Origin of the sequence: Micromonospora sp. NRRL B-16802, from assembly GCF_001279555.1 — a bacterium.
Taxonomy (GTDB): domain Bacteria; phylum Actinomycetota; class Actinomycetes; order Mycobacteriales; family Micromonosporaceae; genus Micromonospora; species Micromonospora profundi.
In genome coordinates, this window is record NZ_LGEB01000093.1 from 1 (window position 1) to 5385 (window position 5385).

General features: G+C 57.4%; 3 rRNA genes. All 3 read right to left on the reverse strand.

Annotation, left to right across the window (positions count from 1 at the left end):
* Positions 1–6: 6 nt before the first annotated feature.
* Positions 7–123: ribosomal RNA gene (gene rrf, locus ADK66_RS25400) — 5S ribosomal RNA — on the reverse strand.
* Between the two features lie 83 nt (positions 124–206).
* Positions 207–3317: ribosomal RNA gene (locus tag ADK66_RS25405) — 23S ribosomal RNA — on the reverse strand.
* A 379-nt stretch (positions 3318–3696) separates the two neighbouring features.
* Positions 3697–5211 (reverse strand): 16S ribosomal RNA (locus tag ADK66_RS25410).
* The 16S, 23S and 5S rRNA genes sit together here, the layout of an rRNA operon.
* Positions 5212–5385: the final 174 nt, after the last annotated feature.

Below are 5385 nucleotides of genomic sequence, written 5' to 3' on the forward strand. Positions count from 1 at the left end.
AAGATTGTCCGGCGGTGTCCTACTCTCCCACACCCTCACGAGTGCAGTACCATCGGCGCTGGAGGGCTTAGCTTCCGGGTTCGGAATGTAACCGGGCGTTTCCCCTCCGCCATGACCGCCGTAACTCTATAGACATATCAAACAACACCACACAACCGGGGCTTGTTCGTTTGTCTAGAGTTGCACAGTGGACGCGTAGCAGCTTAGTAGTCAAGTCCTCGGCCTATTAGTACCGGTCAACTGAACCCGTTACCGGGCTTACATTTCCGGCCTATCAACCCAGTCGTCTAGCTGGGGGCCTTACCCCACCAAAGGTGGGTGGGATACCTCATCTTGAAGCAGGCTTCCCGCTTAGATGCTTTCAGCGGTTATCCCTTCCGAACGTAGCTAACCAGCCGTGCCCCTGGCGGGACAACTGGCACACCAGAGGTTCGTCCGTCCCGGTCCTCTCGTACTAGGGACAGCCCTTCTCAAGTATCCTACGCGCACGGCGGATAGGGACCGAACTGTCTCACGACGTTCTAAACCCAGCTCGCGTACCGCTTTAATGGGCGAACAGCCCAACCCTTGGGACCTGCTACAGCCCCAGGATGCGACGAGCCGACATCGAGGTGCCAAACCATCCCGTCGATATGGACTCTTGGGGAAGATCAGCCTGTTATCCCCGGGGTACCTTTTATCCGTTGAGCGACACCGCTTCCACTCGCAAGTGCCGGATCACTAGTCCCGACTTTCGTCCCTGCTCGACCTGTCAGTCTCACAGTCAAGCTCCCTTGTGTACTTGCACTCAACACCTGATTGCCAACCAGGCTGAGGGAACCTTTGGGCGCCTCCGTTACCTTTTAGGAGGCAACCGCCCCAGTTAAACTACCCACCAGACACTGTCCCTGAACCGGATAACGGTCCGAAGTTAGATACCCAAATCAACCAGAGTGGTATTTCAAGATTGCCTCCACCCATACTGGCGTATGGACTTCACCGGCTCCCACCTATCCTACACAAGCTAATTCGAGTACCAATGTCAAGCTATAGTAAAGGTCCCGGGGTCTTTCCGTCCTGCCGCGCGTAACGAGCATCTTTACTCGTACTGCAATTTCGCCGGGCCTGTGGTTGAGACAGTGGGGAAGTCGTTACGCCATTCGTGCAGGTCGGAACTTACCCGACAAGGAATTTCGCTACCTTAGGATGGTTATAGTTACCACCGCCGTTTACTGGCGCTTAAGTTCTCCGCTTCGCCCCGAAGAGCTAACAGGTCCCCTTAACGTTCCAGCACCGGGCAGGCGTCAGTCCATATACATCGAATTACTTCTTCGCATGGACCTGTGTTTTTAGTAAACAGTCGCTTCCCCCTGCTCTCTGCGGCCATACAACGCTCCACCCGCGCGGGGCTTCACGTCTCCGGCCCCCCTTCTCCCTAAGTTACGGGGGCAATTTGCCGAGTTCCTTAACCACAGTTCGCCCGATCGCCTCGGTATTCTCTACCTGACCACCTGTGTCGGTTTGGGGTACGGGCCGCTAAGAACTCGCTAGAGGCTTTTCTCGGCAGCATAGGATCACTGACTTCACCTGAATCGGCTCGGCATCACGTCTCAGCCTTAAAGTGTCGCGGATTTGCCTACGACACGGCCTACACGCTTACCCCGGCACAACCACCGGCCGGGCTCAGCTACCTTCCTGCGTCACCCCATCGCTTGACTACTACCCGCCAGGTTCCCACGCTCCCCACCATCCGTCCGAAGACATCAGGCAGCTCGGGTGGTTAGCACAACGAGGTTCATCAGGGACGCTCTTTCGCGGGTACGGGAATATCAACCCGTTGTCCATCGACTACGCCTCTCGGCCTCGCCTTAGGTCCCGACTCACCCAGGGCGGATTAGCCTGGCCCTGGAACCCTTGGTCATCCGGCGGAAGGGTTTCTCACCCTTCTTTCGCTACTCATGCCTGCATTCTCACTCGTGCCGCGTCCACAACTGGGTCACCCCGCTGCTTCACTCGCGGCACGACGCTCCCCTACCCATCCACACACCTGCACAAGGAATCAAGTCCAAGCGAGGTTAAAATGTGAATGCCACAGCTTCGGCGGTGTGCTTGAGCCCCGCTACATTGTCGGCGCGGAACCACTTGACCAGTGAGCTATTACGCACTCTTTAAAGGGTGGCTGCTTCTAAGCCAACCTCCTGGTTGTCTATGCGACCCCACATCCTTTTCCACTTAGCACACGCTTAGGGGCCTTAGCTGGTGATCTGGGCTGTTTCCCTCTCGACTACGAAGCTTATCCCCCGCAGTCTCACTGCCGCGCTCTCACTTACCGGCATTCGGAGTTTGGCTGATTTCGGTAAGCTTGTGGGCCCCCTAGACCATCCAGTGCTCTACCTCCGGCAAGAAACACGCGACGCTGCACCTAAATGCATTTCGGGGAGAACCAGCTATCACGGAGTTTGATTGGCCTTTCACCCCTAACCACAGGTCATCCCCCAACTTTTCAACGTTGGTGGGTTCGGCCCTCCACGCGGTCTTACCCGCGCTTCAGCCTGCCCATGGCTAGATCACTCCGCTTCGGGTCTAGGACACGCGACTGAATCGCCCTATTCAGACTCGCTTTCGCTACGGCTCCCCCACACGGGTTAACCTCGCCACATGCCACTAACTCGCAGGCTCATTCTTCAAAAGGCACGCCGTCACCCCGCAAGGCTCCGACGGATTGTAGGCGAACGGTTTCAGGTACTATTTCACTCCCCTCCCGGGGTACTTTTCACCATTCCCTCACGGTACTCGTCCGCTATCGGTCACCAGGAAGTATTTAGGCTTACCAGGTGGTCCTGGCAGATTCACGGCAGATTTCAGGGGTCCGCCGCTACTCGGGAACACCCACAGAAGGTCAGCAACTTTCACCTACCGGACTTTCACCGTCTACGGTCAGCCATTCCAGACTGTTCGACTAGCCACTGACTTTGTAACTTCTCGAACAAGTGTCAGCTTGTTCAGCAGGGTCCCACAACCCCGACCACGCAACCCCTGACAGGTATCACACGCAGCCGGTTTAGCCTCGATCCGCTTTCGCTCGCCACTACTCACGGAATCACTAAATTGTTTTCTCTTCCTACGGGTACTGAGATGTTTCACTTCCCCGCGTTCCCCCCACACACCCTATGTGTTCAGGTGTGGGTGACACCACATGACTGGTGCCAGGTTTCCCCATTCGGACACCCTGGGATCACAGCTTGGTTGACAGCTCCCCCAGGCCTATCGCGGCCTCCCACGTCCTTCATCGGCTCCTGGTGCCAAGGCATTCACCGTTCGCCCTTGACAACTTGACCACAAAGATGCTCGCGTCCACTGTGCAATTCTCAACAAACGACCAACCCACAACCCACAAGCCCCACACCAGCACCACCACAGTGGACGGTATGCGGGACCAGGCCATGCCTGGCAGACCACCAGCCCCCACACGGAGGGCCAGACAAGTCTCCGAAAGAAACAACCAACGGTTGTTCTTTCAGGACCCAACAGGGTGCCTTACATCCTTCCTCAGCCGCACCAACCGCAACCGTTCCCACCACCCAAGAGTGGCTGTACTAGGCGCCGCCGGCCGTTGCCGAGGGAAAACTTGCCAGTGTCTCCGCCATCTGAGCACCCCACCACCACAGTCGGGCAGTGCGGGCTCCATGCCACCTTTCGGTGGATGGTGCTCCTTAGAAAGGAGGTGATCCAGCCGCACCTTCCGGTACGGCTACCTTGTTACGACTTCGTCCCAATCGCCAGCCCCACCTTCGACGGCTCCCTCCACAAGGGTTGGGCCACCGGCTTCGGGTGTTGCCGACTTTCGTGACGTGACGGGCGGTGTGTACAAGGCCCGGGAACGTATTCACCGCAGCGTTGCTGATCTGCGATTACTAGCGACTCCGACTTCACGGGGTCGAGTTGCAGACCCCGATCCGAACTGAGACCGGCTTTTTGGGATTCGCTCCACCTCACGGTATCGCAGCCCATTGTACCGGCCATTGTAGCATGCGTGAAGCCCTGGACATAAGGGGCATGATGACTTGACGTCATCCCCACCTTCCTCCGAGTTGACCCCGGCAGTCTTCGATGAGTCCCCGCCATAACGCGCTGGCAACATCGAACGAGGGTTGCGCTCGTTGCGGGACTTAACCCAACATCTCACGACACGAGCTGACGACAGCCATGCACCACCTGTGACCGCCCCCGAAGGACCTCACATCTCTGCGAGTTTTGCGGCCATGTCAAACCCAGGTAAGGTTCTTCGCGTTGCATCGAATTAATCCGCATGCTCCGCCGCTTGTGCGGGCCCCCGTCAATTCCTTTGAGTTTTAGCCTTGCGGCCGTACTCCCCAGGCGGGGCGCTTAATGCGTTAGCTGCGGCACAGAGAACCGGAGAGGCTCCCCACACCTAGCGCCCAACGTTTACAGCGTGGACTACCAGGGTATCTAATCCTGTTCGCTCCCCACGCTTTCGCTCCTCAGCGTCAGTATCGGCCCAGAGACCCGCCTTCGCCACCGGTGTTCCTCCTGATATCTGCGCATTTCACCGCTACACCAGGAATTCCAGTCTCCCCTACCGAACTCTAGCCTGCCCGTATCGACCGCAGGCTTGGAGTTGAGCCCCAAGTTTTCACGGTCGACGCGACAAGCCGCCTACGAGCTCTTTACGCCCAATAAATCCGGACAACGCTCGCACCCTACGTCTTACCGCGGCTGCTGGCACGTAGTTGGCCGGTGCTTCTTCTGCAGGTACCGTCACTCTCGCTTCGTCCCTGCTGAAAGAGGTTTACAACCCGAAGGCCGTCATCCCTCACGCGGCGTCGCTGCATCAGGCTTCCGCCCATTGTGCAATATTCCCCACTGCTGCCTCCCGTAGGAGTCTGGGCCGTGTCTCAGTCCCAGTGTGGCCGGTCGCCCTCTCAGGCCGGCTACCCGTCGTCGCCTTGGTAGGCCATCACCCCACCAACAAGCTGATAGGCCGCGAGCCCATCCCAAGCCGAAAAACTTTCCACCACCAGCCATGCGACCAGCAGTAATATTCGGTATTAGCCCCCGTTTCCGAGGGTTATCCCAAAGCTTGGGGCAGGTTGCTCACGTGTTACTCACCCGTTCGCCGCTCGAGTACCCCGAAGGGCCTTTCCGCTCGACTTGCATGTGTTAAGCACGCCGCCAGCGTTCGTCCTGAGCCAGGATCAAACTCTCCAACAAAAAATTAGTTGAACAGCATCCTGACAACAAACAAATTGTTGCCAAAGGAATCCCAACCAGCCAAACCATAAAGGCCCGACCAGTCCGGGGTATAAATCATAATTGGCACTGGCTTTACAAAGCACCCTGTTGAGTTCTCAAAGAACAACCACACACCGACCAGAAACCCGAAGG